General features: G+C 70.3%; 16 protein-coding genes. All 16 read left to right on the top strand.

All coding sequences use genetic code 11. The features are described from left to right. Positions 1–93: 93 nt before the first annotated feature. The 16 genes from IFT88_RS10930 (at position 94) to IFT88_RS10855 (ending at position 17,935) form a co-directional block, all read left to right on the top strand. Complete coding sequence (locus IFT88_RS10930; protein ID WP_043595060.1) at positions 94–492, top strand: DUF3040 domain-containing protein; 399 nt, start codon at positions 94–96, stop codon at positions 490–492. A 274-nt stretch (positions 493–766) separates the two neighbouring features. Further along, positions 767–1,198 carry a division/cell wall cluster transcriptional repressor MraZ gene (mraZ, locus tag IFT88_RS10925; protein ID WP_192120505.1) on the top strand — a complete coding sequence of 144 codons (432 nt, stop codon included), beginning with the start codon at positions 767–769 and terminating at the stop codon, positions 1,196–1,198. A 101-nt stretch (positions 1,199–1,299) separates the two neighbouring features. Further along, positions 1,300–2,250, top strand: coding sequence for a 16S rRNA (cytosine(1402)-N(4))-methyltransferase RsmH (gene rsmH, locus IFT88_RS10920; protein WP_043594918.1), 951 nt, complete (start codon positions 1,300–1,302; stop codon positions 2,248–2,250). Beyond that, on the top strand, positions 2,247–2,906 hold the full coding sequence (locus IFT88_RS10915) for a hypothetical protein (protein ID WP_043594919.1): 660 nt from the start codon (positions 2,247–2,249) through the stop codon (positions 2,904–2,906). Before rsmH ends, IFT88_RS10915 begins: the two co-directional genes overlap by 4 nt. Positions 2,907–2,980: 74 nt before the next feature. Then, positions 2,981–4,747 (top strand): peptidoglycan D,D-transpeptidase FtsI family protein, encoded by a 1,767-nt coding sequence (locus tag IFT88_RS10910; protein ID WP_231567075.1) that lies wholly within the window; start codon positions 2,981–2,983, stop codon positions 4,745–4,747. 14 nt (positions 4,748–4,761) lie between these two features. Further along, entirely contained in the window at positions 4,762–6,312 is a 1,551-nt protein-coding gene (locus IFT88_RS10905; protein WP_137847457.1) for a Mur ligase family protein, read from the top strand. Then, positions 6,309–7,715 (top strand): UDP-N-acetylmuramoyl-tripeptide--D-alanyl-D-alanine ligase, encoded by a 1,407-nt coding sequence (locus IFT88_RS10900; protein WP_192120503.1) that lies wholly within the window; start codon positions 6,309–6,311, stop codon positions 7,713–7,715. Before IFT88_RS10905 ends, IFT88_RS10900 begins: the two co-directional genes overlap by 4 nt. Continuing rightward, positions 7,712–8,815: a phospho-N-acetylmuramoyl-pentapeptide-transferase gene (mraY, locus tag IFT88_RS10895; protein WP_043594922.1), complete on the top strand. Its 1,104-nt coding sequence runs from the start codon at positions 7,712–7,714 to the stop codon at positions 8,813–8,815. The genes IFT88_RS10900 and mraY overlap by 4 nt, the downstream gene beginning before the upstream one ends. Beyond that, entirely contained in the window at positions 8,812–10,377 is a 1,566-nt protein-coding gene (murD, locus tag IFT88_RS10890) for a UDP-N-acetylmuramoyl-L-alanine--D-glutamate ligase (protein ID WP_192120501.1), read from the top strand. The genes mraY and murD overlap by 4 nt, the downstream gene beginning before the upstream one ends. Continuing rightward, positions 10,334–11,641 carry a putative lipid II flippase FtsW gene (gene ftsW, locus IFT88_RS10885; RefSeq protein ID WP_056226592.1) on the top strand — a complete coding sequence of 436 codons (1,308 nt, stop codon included), beginning with the start codon at positions 10,334–10,336 and terminating at the stop codon, positions 11,639–11,641. The genes murD and ftsW overlap by 44 nt, the downstream gene beginning before the upstream one ends. Continuing rightward, complete coding sequence (locus tag IFT88_RS10880; RefSeq protein ID WP_192120499.1) at positions 11,638–12,753, top strand: glycosyltransferase; 1,116 nt, start codon at positions 11,638–11,640, stop codon at positions 12,751–12,753. Before ftsW ends, IFT88_RS10880 begins: the two co-directional genes overlap by 4 nt. Then, complete coding sequence (gene murC / locus IFT88_RS10875) at positions 12,750–14,180, top strand: UDP-N-acetylmuramate--L-alanine ligase (RefSeq protein WP_192120497.1); 1,431 nt, start codon at positions 12,750–12,752, stop codon at positions 14,178–14,180. The genes IFT88_RS10880 and murC overlap by 4 nt, the downstream gene beginning before the upstream one ends. Before the next feature lie 175 nt (positions 14,181–14,355). Continuing rightward, on the top strand, positions 14,356–15,366 hold the full coding sequence (locus IFT88_RS10870) for an FtsQ-type POTRA domain-containing protein (RefSeq protein WP_342212139.1): 1,011 nt from the start codon (positions 14,356–14,358) through the stop codon (positions 15,364–15,366). A gap of 138 nt (positions 15,367–15,504) precedes the next feature. Beyond that, positions 15,505–16,665, top strand: coding sequence for a cell division protein FtsZ (gene ftsZ, locus IFT88_RS10865; protein WP_043594926.1), 1,161 nt, complete (start codon positions 15,505–15,507; stop codon positions 16,663–16,665). A 6-nt stretch (positions 16,666–16,671) separates the two neighbouring features. Further along, positions 16,672–17,370 carry a YggS family pyridoxal phosphate-dependent enzyme gene (locus IFT88_RS10860; protein ID WP_192120495.1) on the top strand — a complete coding sequence of 233 codons (699 nt, stop codon included), beginning with the start codon at positions 16,672–16,674 and terminating at the stop codon, positions 17,368–17,370. Positions 17,371–17,407: 37 nt separating this feature from the next. Next, on the top strand, positions 17,408–17,935 hold the full coding sequence (locus IFT88_RS10855; protein ID WP_192120493.1) for a cell division protein SepF: 528 nt from the start codon (positions 17,408–17,410) through the stop codon (positions 17,933–17,935). Positions 17,936–17,957 lie beyond the last annotated feature (22 nt).

Genomic DNA, 17,957 nt, shown 5'->3' with positions numbered 1-17,957 from the left:
TAGCTGTCGGGCATACACTCGCAGCTACTCATCGCGTCGATCCCGAGGCTCCCGCCTCGCGCTTGAGAGCCCGTGCTCGAAGGGAACACCAAGATGCCACTTTCCGAACAGGAGCAGCGGCTCCTCGAAGAGATGGAGCGGAGTCTCTACAACAACGACTCCGACTTCGTGGCGACGGTCGGCAACCGGGGTGGTCGACCGAACTACACGCTCGTCGTGGTCGGGGTCCTCGGTGCGCTCGTCGGCATCGCCGTCATCGTCGCAGGCGTCATCTTCCGTCAGCCCTTGATCGGTGTGGCGGGGTTCGTGGTCATGCTCGCCGGCGTGCTGTTCGCCATCGCGCCCCCCAAACGGAAGGGGTCCTCGACGGCCTCGATGCCGTCGGCTCCCCGTTCCTCCACCTCCCGCCCCGCGCACCCCGCCAAGGGGGGCCTGATGGATCGGCTCAACGACCGCTGGGACCGCCGCCAGGACGGCGACGAGCGCTCCTAGGCGCCACCAGCACCACGACCTCAGGGGTCGGCCTTCGGGCCGGCCCCTTTTTTCGTGCGCCCGTCCACCCCGCGGGAGGCGCGCGACACGCAGGGCGCGCCTCCTCGTCGCGGTTCTCCTCCACCGTCCTCCACCCGTGTGCCCCCCGAACTGGAGCGGATCGCAGGCCGGACACGCGGCAGAGGACCCGCCGTTTCATTGTCTGGTGGTGGGTTGTGGAGTAAAGTGGAGGTACGTGCCACAGACGGGGTGCGGGGCGAGGGGAGACGGGCGCATGTTCCTCGGCACCTATTCGCCCAAGCTCGACGAGAAAGGGCGCATCATCCTCCCCGCGAAATTTCGTGACGAACTGGCCCCGGGCCTCGTCATGACCCGTGGGCAAGAGCGGTGCGTCTACGTCTTCAGCCAGCGCGAGTTCGAAGACATGCACTCGCGCATCCGTCAGGCGCCGGTCACGAGCAAGCAGGCCCGCGACTACATGCGCCTCTTCCTCTCGGGCGCAAGCGACGAGATCCCCGACAAGCAGCACCGGGTCACCATCCCGGCGACGCTGCGCGAGTACGCCGGCCTCGGTCGAGACCTCACCGTGATCGGCGCGGGCAACCGTGCCGAGATCTGGGCGACCGACGCGTGGAACACCTACTACGAGGCCCAAGAGCCCGAGTTCGCCAACACCACCGAGGAGGTGATCCCCGGGCTCTTCTAGCCCGTGGGCCCCGACCCTCAGCCGTCTGCCCTGGCGCACCTTCCCCGGTGCCAGGTCCCGACGGATGGGGATCAGGGCCGACGAGCAGAGCCCGTGTCGTCATGGCCGATCAGATCCACACCCCCGTCCTCCTCGAACGCACCCTCGAGCTCCTCGCCCCGGCCGTCTCGCGTCCCGGCGCCGTCGTCGTCGACTGCACCCTCGGCATGGGGGGCCACAGCGAAGCGATGCTGCAGGCCTTCCCCGAGCTCACCGTCGTCGGGCTCGACCGCGACACCGAGGCCCTCGCCCTGGCGGGTGAGCGACTCGCGCCCTTCGGCGAGCGAGCCCGCCTCGTGCACACGACGTACGACGGCATCGCCGAGGCCCTCGACGACCTCGCCCTCGACACGGTCGACGGGGTGCTCTTCGACCTCGGTGTGTCGTCGCTGCAGCTCGACCGGGTCGAGCGCGGTTTCTCGTACTCGAAGGACGCGCCGCTCGACATGCGCATGGACCCCACCTCGCCCGTCACGGCGGAGCGCGTCCTCGCCGAGTACCCCGAGAGCGAACTGCGTCGCATCTTCTACCAGTACGGCGAGGAGAAGCTGGCTCCGCGCTACGCCCGGCGCATCGTCGAGCACCGGGCCGACTCGCCTCTCACCCGCAGCGGCGAGCTCGTCGACCTCCTCATCGCGGCGACTCCCATGGCGTTGCAACGCGCCGGTCACCCGGCCAAACGCGTGTTCCAGGCCTTGCGCATCGAGGTCAACGGTGAGCTGGCCTCGCTCGAGGCCGCCGTCCCGGTGGCCCTCGACCGTCTCGCCGTCCAGGGACGGATCGTCGTGCTCGCCTACCAGTCCCTCGAGGACCGCTTCGTCAAGCGCGAGCTGGCGGCCCGCACGACGTCCACGGCACCGCAGGGACTTCCGGTCGAACTGCCCGAGCACCGCCCCGACTTCCGCCTGCTCGTCCGGGGGGCCGAACTGGCCTCCGACGCCGAACGCGACCTGAACCCTCGAGCCAAGCCCGTGAGACTGCGCGCCGCCGAACGAATCCGGAGAACAGCATGAGCAGCAACCTGGCCATCGCGACCCCGTCGACCCGTCCGCAGCCGTCGTCCGCCCCGGCAGCGCGTCCGGTCGAGATCGTGACGAGTCGATCACAGCGACGGGCCCGACCGAAGATCGCCTACGCGCTCATCGCCACGGCGGCCCTGTTCGTCCTGTTGCTGGCCCAACTGGCCATCAGCATCGCCCTCAGCGACGGCGCCTACAAGATCTCCGACCTGCAGGCCGCCAAGACCGAGCTCGTCCGGGACCAGCAGAAGTACAGCGAGCAACGCGACGTCCTGTCCTCGCCGCAGAACCTCGCCGCCAACGCCGACGAACTCGGCATGGTCCGCAACTCGAACCCCGTCTACCTCGATCTCGCCACGGGTGCGGTCCACGGGTCACCCGCCCCCGCGGCGGGTGCCGACGAGGCGACCTCCGGCAACCTGATCCCGAACACGCTCCTCGAGGGCGTGCCGCTCACGACCAAGGCCCCCGCGACCTCCTCCGCGGACGACGCCCCTGCCGGCAGCGACCCCGGCGCCACGTCCATCGGTGCTCCGACGACGGCGGGTGCCGCGGCGGTTCCGACCGAGACAGGCGCGGCGGACGGGGGATCGGCCGACGAGTCGGTAGCGTCGGGCGCGAACGAGCTGGCGGCTCCTCAGACCCGCTAGCGACGTGCCGTCACCGGTACATCGATCGACGACAGCGGGTCGGGCAGGCGCCCGGCCGCGGTGAGGAACCTCTCGTGAAAGCAGCTCCCCGAAGCCGCCGTCTCCGCGTGACGCTGGCGATGGCGCTGATCATCGCGCTCGTCGGCGTGTTCGTGGTGCGCCTGGCGGACATCCAGCTCGTCCAGGCGGCCGAGTTGAACGAGCAGTCCCAGAACAAGCGCGAGATCGTGCAGACGACCTACGGCGATCGCGGCGACATCACCGACGTGGACGGCACCGTGCTCGCCGGCAGCGTCACCCGGTACAACATCACGGCCGCTCCGGCGTTCGCCACGACGGCGAAGGTGAAGGGCGACGACGGCAAGACCACCGAACTGACCGTCGACCAGGTGGTCGAGCGCATCGCGAAGATCACCGGGGGCGACGCGGTGACGATGACGAAGGCGCTGACCACCGACCCCGAGGCGAACTTCGCCTACCTGGTCAAGGGCGTCGACGTCGACGCCTTCCGCGAGGTCCGCGAGATGAACGTGTCGTGGGTGTACTTCCAGCGCCAGGCCGCGCGCACCTACCCCAACGGCGCGGTGGCGGGCAACCTGACGGGCTTCATCGGCACCGACGGGCCGCAGGCCGGACTCGAGCTGAGCCAGGACGCGTGCCTGGCCGGCACCGACGGCTCCGAGACCTACGAGCGCGGTGCCGACGGCGTCCAGTTGCCCGGCAGCACCGTCACGACCAAGAAAGCCGTCGCCGGCGGCACGCTCCGCCTCACCGTCGACAGCGACCTCCAGTACATGACCCAGCAGGCGCTGGGCGAGCAGGCCGAGGCCATCGGAGCCGAGTCGGCCACGGCCGTCGTCATGAAGGCGAGCGACGCCTCGCTGCTCGCAGTCGCCGACTACCCGGCCGTCGACCCCAACGACGTCAACGGGACCGCCGTCGACGACCTCGGCAGCAAGGCCTTCACCTACTCGTACGAGCCGGGGTCGACCTTCAAGGCGATGACCGCGGCCATGCTGCTCGACTCGGGCAAGGCCGATCCCGCGACGCGGGCGACGGTGCCGTACTCCCGCACGTTCCCGTGGGGTGGCGAGATCCACGACGCGACCTTCCACCCGACCGAGAACCTCACTCTGACCGGCATCCTGCGCGACTCGTCGAACGTCGGCATCTCGCTGCTCGGCCAGTCGCTGTCGGCCCAGCAACGTCACGACTACATGGTGAAGTTCGGTCTGAACGACCCGACCGGCGTGGCCTTCCTCGGCGAGCCCACGACGGGCATCCGGCCGGCCTCGCAGTGGGACCAGCAGACGAGCATCAACACGATGTTCGGACAGGGTGTCTCGACGACCGCCATCCACATCGCGAGCATCTACCAGACGCTGGCCAATCACGGCACCCGTCTGCCGGTCAACCTCGTCGCCGGGTGCACCGCCCCCGACGGCACCGTCACCGAGACCCCCTCGGCCGAGGGCACGAGCGTCGTCTCGCCGTGGGCCGCCGACACGACCGTCAACATGCTCGAGAAGGTCGTCAGCGACGGCGATCTCAAGGACGTCCTGACGATCCCCGGGTACCGCGTCGCCGCCAAGACCGGCACCGCCGAGGTCGCGCGCTCCGACGGAACCGGCTACGGTTCTGACCGCATCGTCTCGGTGGCGGGCATCGCTCCGGCCGAGAACCCGCAATACGTCGTCGTCGTGACCTTCACCAAGCCCAGTACCATCAAGACGTCGGCCGCTGCGGCGCCGACCTTCAACAAGATCATGTCCCAGGTCCTCGAGATGTATCGGGTCCCTCCGTCGACGGAGCCGGCACCCAGCCTGCCCGAGACCTGGTGAGAGAAGAGGATTCTTTGAGCGCCCGGATCCCCCCGGTCCTTCGACCGGAACATCCGTCGGCGAGGTCACTCGCCCAACTGGTCAGCGAGTTCGGACTCGAGCACGAGGGTTCCCTCGACGGCATCGAGATCACCGGCATCACGCTGAGCACGGCGGACCTCCACCCCGGCGACCTGTACGTGGGCGTGCCCGGCGCGCATCGGCACGGAGCCGAGTTCGCCGACCAGGCACGTGACGGTGGTGCCGTGGCCCTGCTGACCGACGCCGCGGGTGCCGAGCTGGCCCGGTCCAGCGGTCTGCCCGTCGTCCTCGTCGACTCACCCCGAGCTGCCCTCGGCGAGCTCTCGGCCTGGATCTACCGCACGGACAGCGACGACGCGCCCCTGCTCCTCGCGGTCACCGGCACCAACGGGAAGACCAGCACGTCGTACCTGCTCGAGGGCGTCCTGCGACAGCTGGGCCTCGTCACCGGTCTCAGCAGCACGGCCGAGCGCCACATCGGCGACCTGACCGTCGTCAGCCGCCTCACGACCCCCGAAGCCAGCGAGATGCACGCCCTGCTGGCCCGCATGCGCGAGAGCGAGGTGCGTGCGGTGGCCGTCGAGGTCAGTGCTCAGGCACTCAGTCGCAACCGCGTGGACGGTCTCGTCTTCGACGTCGCCGCCTTCACCAACCTCAGCCACGACCACCTCGACGACTACGCCGACATGGAAGAGTACTTCCAGGCCAAGTTGCCGCTCTTCCAGCCCGACCGTGCCCGTCGTGCCGTGGTCTCGCTCGACTCGCCCTACGGCCAGCGCGTCGTGGACAACGCCCGCATCCCCCTGACGACGATCACGATCCTCCCCGACGTCGAGGCCGACTGGACTGTCGAGATCCTCGACGAGCAGGCCGCCTACACCGAGTTCCGCCTGTCGGGTCCCGAGCAGCGCTCGCTCGTGACGCGCGTCCCGCTGATCGGGTGGCACATGGTCGCGAACGCGGCCCTGGCGATCGTCATGCTGGTCGAGGCGGGCTTCGAGCTCGAGGCCATCGGCCAGGCCCTCGACGCCGACGGCGGCATCGTGGCCTACCTTCCCGGGCGTACCGAGCGGGTGTCGGGCGACACCGGCCCGAGCGTCTACGTCGACTTCGGCCACAGCCCCGACGCGTTCCTGACCACGCTCGCCGCGGTCCGGACCTTCACCCCCGGCAAGGTCATCATGCTGTTCGGCGCGGACGGCGACCGCGACACGACGAAGCGCGGCGAGATGGCCCGGGTGGCCGCCGCCGGTTCCGACATCCTCGTCGTGACCGACCACCACCCCCGCTTCGAGGACCCGGCCTCGATCCGCAAGACCCTCGTCGACGCCGCCCGCGCGGCCTACCCCGAGCACGAGATCCACGAGGTCAGCCCGCCCGAGGCCGCCATCCGGGCGGCCGTGGCCCTGGCCGGCGCGGGGGACTCGATCCTCTGGGCCGGCCCCGGCCACCAGGACTACCGCGACATCCGTGGCGAGCGCACCCCGTACTCCGCTCGTGACGAGGCCCGTGCCGCCCTGCGCGAGGCCGGGTGGTCCGAGTGATCGCGCTCACGCCTCGCCAGATCGCCGACATCAGCGGCGGGCGCCTGGTCCACCCCGAGGAGGCGCGAGTCGCGACCCCGGTCGACGGCACGGTCGAGACCGACTCGCGTCTGGTCACCCCGGGATCGATCTTCTTCGCCCTCCGCGGTGAGGTCACCGACGGCCACCTCTTCGTCGAGGCCGCCACCGCGAACGGCGCGGCCCTCGTGGTCGCCGAGCGCGAGGTCGAGACCACCGCACCGCTCGTCATCGTGGAGGACGGAGTCGTCGCGCTGTCGCGCCTGGCGGCCGCCGTCGTCGAGCACGTCCGTCGCCTCGGCCGGTTGAAGGTGGTCGGCGTCACGGGTTCCAACGGCAAGACGAGCACCAAGAACATGCTGCGCGCCGTCCTGAGCGACGTCGCGCCCACCGTCGCCCCGCAGGGCTCGTTCAACAACCACGTCGGCGCCCCGATCTCGATGCTGCGCATCGACGAGGACACCGAGTACCTGGTGGTCGAGATGGGTGCGAGCGGACCGGGCGAGATCGCCCGGCTCGTCGACATCGCCCGTCCCGACACCGGGGTCGTGCTGAAGGTCGGGCTCGCCCACGCGGGTGGCTTCGGCGGAATCGAGGGCACCCGTGCGGCCAAGGCCGAGATGGTGACCGACCTGCCCGCCACGGGGACGGCCGTCCTCAACGCCGACGACGACCGCGTCGCCGGCATGGCGTCCGTGACCGCCGCCCGGGTCGTGACCTTCGGTCAGGGTGCCTCGGCCGACTACCGGGCGTCCGACATCGACGTCTCGGCTGCCGGCACGTCCTTCACCTTCGAGCACGGTGACACGAGTCGTCGGGTGTCGCTGCGCATCCTGGGCGAGCACCACGTGATGAACGCCTTGGCGGCCCTCAGCGTCGTCGGCGAATGGGGCGTCGACCTCGATCGGGCCGTGACGGTCCTCGAGGGCGTGACGCGGGCCGAGCGCTGGCGCATGGAGGTCCTGGACGCCCCCGGCGGCGTGACGGTCGTGAACGACGCCTACAATGCGAGTCCCGACTCGGTCGCCGCGGCGTTGAAGACCCTCGCCCAGATCACCGGCCCCGACCACCGCTCGGTGGCCGTGCTCGGCGAGATGGCCGAGCTCGGCGAGTACGCGCGTGACGAGCACGACCGCGTCGGCCGCCTCGTCGTCCGGCTCAACGTGGGCCAACTCGTGGTCGTCGGCCACGAGGCACGACACATCCACATGGCGGCGGGCCTCGAAGGCTCGTGGGACGGAGAAAGCGTGCTGGTCGACACGATCGACGAGGCGTACGACTTCTTGCGGGGCACCCTGCGAGCCGGGGACGTCGTCCTCGTGAAGTCGTCCAAATCGGCCGGCCTGCGCCTCCTCGGTGACCGCCTGGCCGGGGTGACCGCATGATCGCGCTGCTGATCGGCGGTGGGTTCTCCCTCGCCTTCACGCTGCTGATGACGCCGGCGTTCATCAAGCTCTTCCACCGTCTCGGGTGGGGCCAGTTCATCCGTGACGACGGCCCGCAGTCGCACCACACCAAGCGCGGCACGGCGACCATGGGCGGCATCGTCCTGATCATCGGCACCGTGCTCGGCTACTTCATCGGTCACCTGGTCGGCGGGGACGAGCTCACCCTCAGCGGCATGCTCGTGCTGTTCATGATGGTCGGCCTCGGCGTGGTCGGGTTCCTCGACGACTTCCTCAAGGTGCGCAACCAGCGCAGCCTCGGGCTCGGCGGCTGGGCGAAGATCGCCGGGCAGGTCGTCGTCGGGGCGGTGTTCGCCGTCCTGGCGCTCTCGTTCACGAACGATCGCGGGCTCGCCCCCGCGTCGACGATGATCTCGGGCCTGCGCGACATCCCCTGGCTCGACTTCATGTTCTTCGGCACCATCGTCGGGGGTGGGCTGTTCCTGATCTGGGTCGTCCTGATCACCGTCAGCACCTCCAACGGCGTGAACGTCGCGGACGGCCTGGACGGTCTCGCCACGGGCGCCTCCATCCTCGCGATCGCGTCGTACATCTTCATCGGCTTCTGGCAGAACAACCAGCTCTGCACGAGCGTGCGCCTCGACGAGGCCACGCGGGCGGCCTGCTACCAGGTGGCCGACCCGCTCGACCTGGCCGTGGTCGCCGCCTGCATCTGCGGCGGTCTCATCGGGTTCCTCTGGTGGAACACCTCGCCGGCACAGATCTTCCTGGGCGACACCGGGTCGCTGGGCCTCGGCGGGGCGCTGGCCGCCCTGGCGATCCTCAGCCGCACCGAGCTGCTGCTCGTCCTGATCGGTGGCCTCTTCATCGTGGTCACGGGGTCGGTCATCCTTCAGCGTGCGTACTTCAAGATCACGAAGGGCAAGCGCATCTTCCTGATGAGTCCGTTGCACCACCACTTCGAGTTGAAGGGCTGGGCCGAGGTGACCGTCGTCGTCCGCTTCTGGATCATCGCCGGGCTCTTCGTCGCCGCCGGCGTGGGCACCTTCTACCTCGAATGGATCCTCCGCACCTCATGAGCGACGGCCGCACCACCCCCCTCGCCGAGCGACTGGCCGGGCTCGACAGCTGGCACGCCGACTGGTCGGGCCTTCGCGTGGCCGTCCTCGGGCTGGGCACGACCGGCTTCTCGGTGGCCGACACCCTGGCCGAGCTGGGTGCCGACGTCCTCGTCGTGGCCCCCACCGTCGACCCGGGCAAGGCCGAACTGCTGCAGTTGATCGGGGCCCGTCTCGACGAGGTCGAGTCCCTGGAGGCACCCTCGTCCACGCTCACGGCCTTCGACGCGCAGCTCGTCGTCGCCAGCCCGGGGTTCGCTCCTCATCACCCTCTGATCAGGTGGGCCGTCGGGTCTGAGCTGGCCGTCTGGGGCGACGTCGAGCTCGCCTGGCGCGTCCGCGACAAGGTCGAGCGCGTGGCCGACTGGGTGCTCGTCACGGGGACCAACGGGAAGACCACGACGACGCAACTGGCGGCGGCGATGGCCGCCGCGGACGGCCGCCGCGTGGCGCCCTGCGGCAACATCGGCGTCCCCGTCCTCGACGCGGTGCGTGATCCCGACGGCTTCGACCTGTTCGTCGTCGAGCTCTCGAGCCATCAACTCCACTACCTGCCGACCGAGGGGCCCGGTGCCCTCCGGCCCCGCGCCTCCGTCTGTCTCAACCTCGAGGCGGACCACCTCGAATGGCACGGCGGCGTGGACGCCTACCGCGACGCCAAGGCCAAGGTGTACGAGAACACGACAGTGGCCTGTGTCTACAACAAGGCCGACGAGGCCACCCTCCGAATGGTCGAGGACGCCGACGTCGAAGAGGGCTGCCGGGCCGTCGGCTTCGGCCTCGACGCCCCGGGGCCCAGCGAGGTCGGCATCGTGACCGGCGACGGGGTCTCCGTCCTGGCCGACCGCGCCTTCCTCGACGCGCGCCACACGCGAGCGCTCGAACTGACCACCCGGGAGGCCCTCGAGGGCGTCGGCCTCGCCGCCGACCACCTCCTCGAGGACGTGCTCGCGGCCGCCGCGCTCGTGCGTGCGGTGGGTGTCGCCCCCGTCTCGATCCGCGACGCCCTCGCCGGCTTCGCCGTGGACCACCACCGCACCGAGGTCGTGGCCGAGTCCGGTGGCGTGACGTGGGTGGACGACTCGAAGGCGACCAACCCCCACGCCGCGCGCGCCTCCTTGACGGCCTTCCCGTCGGTCGTGTGGATCGTCGGCGGGCTCTTCAAGGGCGTCGACGTCGAGCCGCTCGTCCTCGAGTCGACGGGCGCCGTCCGGGCAGCCGTGTTCGTGGGCGTCGACCGTGAGCCCCTCCGGCAGGCCTTCTCCCGACACGCGCCCGGCATCCCGGTCTTCGAGGTCGACGCCACCGACACTGGGCAGGTGATGCCGACGGCCGTGCGCCTCGCCGCGAGCGTGGCCCGACCCGGAGACACCGTGCTCCTCGCCCCGGCGGCGGCGTCCATGGACCAGTTCACCGACTACACGGCCCGCGGGAGATCCTTCTCCCAGGCCGTACACGAACACTTGAGGGGTGACGTCGATGGCCAACCCGCCGTCCAGCCTCCCGCGCCGTCGGCCGACTGAGTCGAGTCGTACGCGCCGCGGGCCCGTCCAGTCGACCGAGGACGCGTCGAGTGGCCTGGGGTCCTCGAAGCGCACGGCCGGTGCGGTCGTCCGGGTCAAGAAGCTCTTCGCCGCCGAGACCGGTTCGTACTTCGTGATCCTCGGCACGACGTTGTTCATGGTCGTGCTCGGGCTCGTCATGGTTCTCTCGTCGTCGTCGGTCGAGCAGTACATCTCGTCGCGACACACGTCGTTCTTCGGGGCGTTCATCCGACAGAGCACGTACGCGGCCGTGGGCATCCCGCTCATGCTCATCGTGTCGCGGCTGCCCGTCTCGTTCCTGAAGCGTTGGGCGTGGCACGTCCTGGGCGCGACGATCGTCCTCCAACTCCTCGTCTTCTCGCCCCTCGGCTACGAGATCGGCGGCAACCGGAACTGGATCGACCTCGGTTCGTTCACGGCGCAGCCCTCCGAGGCCGTGAAGCTCGCGTTGGCCATCTGGCTCGGCATGATCCTCTCGGTCAAGCGCGACCTGCTCGACGACTGGAAGCACCTGGCGATCCCGCTCGTTCCCGTGGCCGGCGTGGCGATCGGTCTCGTCGTGCTCGGCGGCGACCTCGGGACGACCATGATCATGCTCCTGCTCGTCTTCGCCGCCGTCTGGTTCGCCGGGGTCCGGTTGCGCTACCTGCTCGCGCCGCTCGCGTTCCTCGCGGTCGTCGTGCCCCTGATCGCCCAGGGCTCGAGCTCCCGGAACTCCCGCATCGCCGCCTGGCTGTCGGGCTGCACCGACTCGAGCCAGTACCAAGCCGAGTGCTGGCAGACCCTGCACGGCACCTGGGCGTTGGCCTCGGGCGGACTCTTCGGCGTCGGCCTCGGCAACTCGAAGTCGAAGTGGTCCTGGCTGCCCGAGGCCGACAACGACTTCATCTTCGCCATCGTCGGCGAAGAGCTCGGCTTGATCGGTGCGATGGTCGTGTTGGCGCTGTTCATCGTCCTCGCCGTGGGCTTCGTCAAGATCATCCGTCGCACCAACGACCCTTTCGTGCGCGTGACGACCGGCGCCATCACGGCGTGGATCATCGGCCAGGCGCTCGTCAACATCGCGGTCGTGCTGGGGCTGCTGCCCGTCCTGGGCGTTCCCTTGCCGCTGATCTCGGCGGGTGGGTCGGCCTTGATCGTCACCCTCGTGGCCATCGGCGTGGTGCTCTCGTTCGCCCGGGTGCCCGAGGAGACCGACGTGCCGCAGGGGCTCCCGCGACAGCGGGTAGGATCTCTGCGGTGACGACGTATCTCCTCGCCGGCGGTGGCACCGCCGGGCACGTGAACCCCCTCCTCGCCGTGGCCGATCGGCTCCGACGGCGCGAGCCCGACGCGATCGTCCTCGTGCTCGGTACGGCCGAGGGGCTCGAGGCCCGGCTCGTCCCGCAACGCGGGTACGAGCTGTTGACCGTGCCCCGGCTCCCCTTCCCCCGGAAGCCCTCCGCGGCGGCCCTGCGCTTCCCGGGGCGACTCGCGGGTGCGATCGACGGCATCCGGTCCTTGCTCGCACAGCACGACGTCGACGTCGTCGTGGGTTTCGGCGGCTACGCAGCCGCCCCCGCCTACGTCGCCGCATGGCGGTCGAAGGTGCCCGTGGTCGTCCACGAAGCCAATGCGAAGCCCGGCATGGCGAACGTCCTCGGCTCGTTCCTCTCGTCCCACGTCGGCGTCGTCTTCCGCTCCACCCGCCTGCGGGGCGGACGGCAGGTCGGCATGCCGTTGCGCGACGAGATCGAGTCCCTGGACCGCCGGGCCCACCGGGACGAGGCGGTCGCGTCGTTCGACCTCGACCCGTCGCGGCCGACGTTGCTCGTCACGGGCGGCTCGACCGGTGCCCGGCGCCTCAACGAGACCATGTCGAAGGCAGCCGTCGGCGTGCTCGGCGCCGGATGGCAGATCCTGCACATCACGGGCGAGAAGACCGACCTCACCTCGACCGATCTCGAGGGCCACCACCTGGTCCGGTACTGCGACCGCATGGACCTCGCGCTCTCGGCGGCCGACTTCGTCGTCTCCCGGGCCGGCTCGGCCACGGTGAGCGAGCTCACCGCGCTCGGCCTGCCCTCGGTGCTCGTGCCCTACCCGGTGGGCAACGGAGAGCAGCGTCACAACGCCACCGACGTCGTCGGTGCCGGGGGAGCGCTGCTCGTCGCCGACGCCGATTTCACACCCGCATGGGTCGAGCGCACGCTCGTCCCGCTGCTGCTCGACCGGGCCGTCGTGGCCGACATGGCGGTCCGTGCCGCCTCGGTCGGGGTGCGCGACGGCACCGACCGCACGGTCGACCTCGTCCTCGACGCCGTGGGCCGCGCCTCCTCGTCCTCCCAGAACTCCGACCTCAGCGAGACATCATGATCAAGCCCGACCTCGACCAGCCGATCCCCGCCGAACTCGGCGCCGTCCACTTCGTCGGCATCGGCGGCTCGGGGATGAGCGGCATCGCCCGGGTCTTCCTCGCCGCCGGCCACCGTGTTACCGGGTCGGACGCCCGCGACAGCGCGGCCGTCGAGTCGCTCCGGGCGGCCGGCGCCGAGATCGCGATCGGCCACGACGCGGCCAACGTCGGCGACGCCGACACGCTCGTGGTGACCGGCGCCCTCTGGCAGGACAACCCCGAGTACCAGCTCGCGTTGGCGAAGGGCCTGCCCGTCCTGCACCGCTCGCAGGCACTCGCCTGGCTCGTCGGGCAGCAGCGCCTCGTCTCGGTGGCCGGTGCGCACGGGAAGACCACGTCGACCGGCATGATCGTCACCGCCCTGCTCGCCGCCGGGCACGACCCGAGTTTCGTGAACGGCGGGGTCATCCAGTCGCTGGGTGTCAGCGCTCGTGGTGGCGACGACGACCTGTTCGTCGTCGAAGCCGACGAGTCCGACGGGTCGTTCCTGCTCTACGACACCTCGGTCGCCCTGATCACCAACGTCGACGCCGACCACCTCGACCACTACGGCTCCCACGAGGCGTTCGACGACGCATTCGTCCGGTTCGCGTCGGCCGCGCGCGAGTTCGTCGTGGTCTCGAGCGACGACGCCGGTGCCGTCCGTGTCACCGGGCGTCTCGACCACCCACACGTCGTGACCTTCGGCGAGGCCGCCGATGCCGACGTGCGCCTGAGCGACATCGCCTCGACCGGTCCCGTCTCGTTCACCCTGCACGCCGAGGGCCGTTCGTGGCCCGTGCAGTTGCGAGTGCCCGGGCGACACAACGCCGTCAACGCCGCGGGTGCCTTCGCCGTCCTCGTGGGTCTGGGGGTCGACCCCGAGGGCGCCATCGCGGGCCTCGAGACCTTCGGGGGCACCGAGCGACGGTTCGAGCTCCACGGTGTCGTCCGGGGTGTCAGCGTCTACGACGACTACGCCCACCACCCCACCGAGGTCGCCGCCGCCCTGCAGGCCGCGCGCTCCGTGGTGGGCGACGGGCGCCTCATCGCCGTGCACCAACCCCATCTCTACAGCCGGACGCGCATGATGGCCGGCGAGTTCGCCGAGACCTACGAGCGCCTCGCGGACCACACGATCGTGCTCGACGTCTACGGTGCGCGCGAGGACCCCGAGCCCGGAGTCACCGGCGCGCTCGTGTCCGAACGCTTCACCGACCCCGACCGCGTCGACTTCGTGTCCGACTGGCAGGCCGCGGCCGACCGCACGGCCGAGGTCGCGCGCGACGGGGACTTCGTCATCACGCTCGGCTGCGGCGACGTCTACCGCATCGTGCCGCAGCTGCTCGGCTCCCTCGACGCGGCACACGAACCCGTCGTCGCCGTCGCGGAGGACTCCGCGGAGTGACTCGTCACAGCAGGACCGTGGCGTCGGGGGCCCTCCGATGAAGCGGCCCGACGGATTCGACGAGCCGGAACCCGCCGCGACCCCGCCGGCGGCTCCGACCCGACGCCGGCGCGGCCGGGACTCGGACGCCACGGGGCCCCTCCCCGTCGTGGGTGATCCGCGCCCTCCACGCGGGGTGACGGATGGCTCGACGGTACGGGGCGACGAGGGCACCGGCTCGACTCCGTCCACGCTGAGGGGCCGTCTCGAGACGGTCGCCGGAGCCTCCGCCGCCTGGCGTGACCGCCTCACGAAGCCTGCGTCGACGGACGAGACCGGCTCTCGGGCGTCGGGCACCCTCGGCGGCTCCGAGCCGCCCCGCATCGTGGCACCCGACGGCACGGCCGCCGAGGCCAAGGCACGAGCCGCCGCGGCTCGCAAGCAGGCACGTCGGGCGTCGAGCGACCGGAGGCGCGTCGAACGTGTCGAGGTCCGTCGCTTCACACGTCGCAGTCGACACCGTCGGGCGACCCTGGTGTCGCTCGGGGCCGTCGTGCTCCTCCTCGTCGCGTCCGTCGCGGTCGCCGTGTTCTCCCCGCTCCTGTCGTTGCAGACCATCCGCGTCGAAGGGACCGAACGCGTCGACGCCTCGGCCGTCCGGGCGGCACTGGACGGACAGCTCGGGACGCCCCTCGCGATGATCGACTTCGACGAGGTCACCCGCGAGCTCGCGGCCTTCCCCCTCATCGCCAGCTACGTGACCGAGACGGCTCCGCCGCACACGCTCGTCGTCCGCATCCAGGAGCGCCAGCCCGTCGCCACGGTCGCCGCGGGGGAGGGCTTCGAACTCGTCGATCCGGCCGGCGTCGTCGTGCAAGAACTCGACGCCCGGCAAGAGGGGGTGCCCCTCGTCGACGTCGGGGAAGCGGCCCTCGACGGCCCCGCGTACCGCTCGGTCGCCGAGGTGCTGTTGGCGCTGCCGGTCACGCTGCGGTCCACCGTCGACACCGTGACCGCATCGACGGCCGACGACGTGACCCTGCAGCTCACCTCCGGTGAACGGGTCGTGTGGGGCAGTGCCGACGAGTCGGCGAAGAAAGCACAGGTGCTCGCGGGTCTGATCGCTGACCAGGCCCGCCGCGACCCGGGCGCGAGCGTCGAGTACGACGTGTCCGCTCCCGACAACGGGATCATCAGGACGAGATGAGAGGGTGTGTTCGCGACACGCTGGACGCCCTGGCGACAGCGCCTGCAGCGCACCCATACCTTGTGACTGCAGAACTTGCATACCATGTACAACTTTAACCTTCAACTGCAGAGTTAAGGTTCAAGCGGAGGCCCGGACGTGACAACGAACCATAACTACCTAGCCGTGATCAAGGTCGTCGGTGTCGGCGGCGGTGGCGTCAACGCCGTCAACCGCATGATCGAACTCGGGCTCCGCGGGGTGGAGTTCATCGCCATCAACACCGACGCCCAGGCGCTGCTGTTGAGCGATGCCGACGTCAAGCTCGACGTCGGTCGCGAGCTCACCCGGGGCCTCGGCGCCGGTGCCGACCCCGAGGTCGGACGCCGTGCGGCCGAGGACCACGCCGAAGAGATCGAAGAGGCCCTCGCGGGGGCCGACATGGTCTTCGTCACGGCCGGCGAAGGCGGTGGCACCGGCACGGGCGGCGCCCCGGTCGTCGCCCGCATCGCCAAGTCGATCGGCGCCCTGACCATCGGCGTCGTCACGAAGCCCTTCGGCTTCGAGGGCAAGCGCCGTCAGGCTCAGGCCGAGGCCGGGGTCGCCGCCCTGAAGGACGAGGTCGACACCCTCATCGTCGTGCCCAACGACCGTCTGCTCGAGATCAGCGAACGCGGCATCAGCATGGTGGAGGCCTTCGGCACGGCCGACCAGGTGCTCCTCGCCGGTGTCCAGGGCATCACCGACCTGATCACCACGCCCGGTCTGATCAACCTCGACTTCGCCGACGTCAAGTCGGTCATGCAGGGCGCGGGTTCGGCCCTCATGGGCATCGGTTCGTCGCGGGGTGCCGACCGCGCCATCAAGGCGGCAGAGCTGGCCGTGGCGTCCCCGCTGCTCGAGGCGAGCATCGACGGTGCGCATGGCGTGCTGCTGTCCATCCAGGGCGGTTCGAACCTGGGCATCTTCGAGATCAACGACGCAGCCCGTCTGGTCCAAGAGGCCGTCCACGCCGAGGCCAACATCATCTTCGGTGCCGTGATCGACGACACCCTCGGTGACGAGGTGCGCGTGACGGTCATCGCGGCCGGCTTCGACGGTGGCGAGCCCTCGACCAAGGTGAAGGACCGCCGCTCGAGCTTCGTCGACTCCGACGGCCCCACGGCGACCTCGGTCGCCGGTGTCTCGGCCATCGCCGACAGCGGTGCGACGCACGAGCCCGCGGCGTGGAAGCGGCCCGAAGAGCCCGCGACCCAGGCTGTCGACCCGGCCTTCGACGACGGTGACGACGACCTGGACGTCCCGGACTTCCTCAAGTAACGACGAGTGACCGATCCGACGAGTGTCGACGGCGACCTGGGCGAGCGTCTCGCCCGGGTCGCCGCGGCCGTCGACGATGCCTGCGCCGCCGTGGGGCGGTCCCCGGGCGAGCTCACGACGATCGTCGTCACGAAGTTCCACCCACCCGGCCTCATCCGGGCGTTGTACGCCCTGGGGGTCCGCGACGTCGGCGAGAACCGACATCAAGAGGCCCAGGCGAAAGCCGCCGAGCTGGACGACCTCGAGGGTCTCCGATGGCACTTCGTCGGTCAGTTGCAGTCGAAGAAGGCGCGGCAGGCCCGGCGCTACGCACACGCCGTGCACTCGCTCGACCGTGACTCCGTGGTCGACGCCCTGTCCGACGACTCCGGTTCCGTCGTCGACGGGTTCGTCCAGGTCAACCTGACCGACGACCCCGGCCGCGGGGGAGTCGCCGAGCGTGACGTCGAGACGCTGGCCGAGAAGGTGCTCTCGACCCCGGGGCTGCGGCTGCGGGGCGTCATGGCCGTTGCCCCCTTGGACGAGGAGGCGCGGCCCGCCTTCGCGCGCCTCCGTGCGGTCTCCGAGCGGGTGCGGTCCCTCGAGGCCACGGCCGACGCGATCTCGGCCGGCATGTCGCCCGACTTCGCCGAGGCCGTCGCCGAGGGCGCGACACACCTACGGATCGGCACGGCAATCACGGGTTCTCGCCCCGATGCTCGTTAATGTCGGACACGACGAACCACTGACTCGGAGGAACACCATGGCCAACCCGCTGCGCAAGACGATGGTCTACCTGGGCCTCGCCGACGAAGAGCTCGAGTACGACGAGCAGCCCCACGAGCGAGCGCAGCCCCAGCAGTCGTCGCGACCGCAGGCGGCCGCACAGGCTCCGACCCCCGTCGCCCCGGTCCATTCGGCTCCCACTGCCGCCCCCGCGCCCGCCCGCGCCCCCGTGACGCCCCTGCGTCGCTCCTCGCCCCCCAAGAACACGGTGCCCCACGACATGAACGAGATCCTGACGGTCCACCCCCGCGAGTACAAGGACGCTCAGGCGATCGCCGAGAGCTTCCGCGACGGCATCCCCGTGATCATCAACCTGTCCCAGATGACCGAGGCGGACGCCCGTCGTCTGGTCGACTTCGCGAGCGGACTCTCGCAGGGGCTGTACGGCAAGATCGAGCGCGTGACCAACAAGGTATTCTTGTTGTCCCCCGCGCACATCGCGGTGAGCGGCGAGCAGGCTGAGGTAGAGTCCGACATCGAAGCGTCGTTCTTCGCCCAGTCGTGACGAGTCCGTCGTCGCGGCTCCT

Origin of the sequence: Frigoribacterium sp. CFBP 8751 (assembly GCF_014841545.1) — a bacterium.
In the GTDB taxonomy this organism is placed as follows: domain Bacteria; phylum Actinomycetota; class Actinomycetes; order Actinomycetales; family Microbacteriaceae; genus Frigoribacterium.
This window is presented reverse-complemented; position numbering and strand designations above follow the sequence as displayed.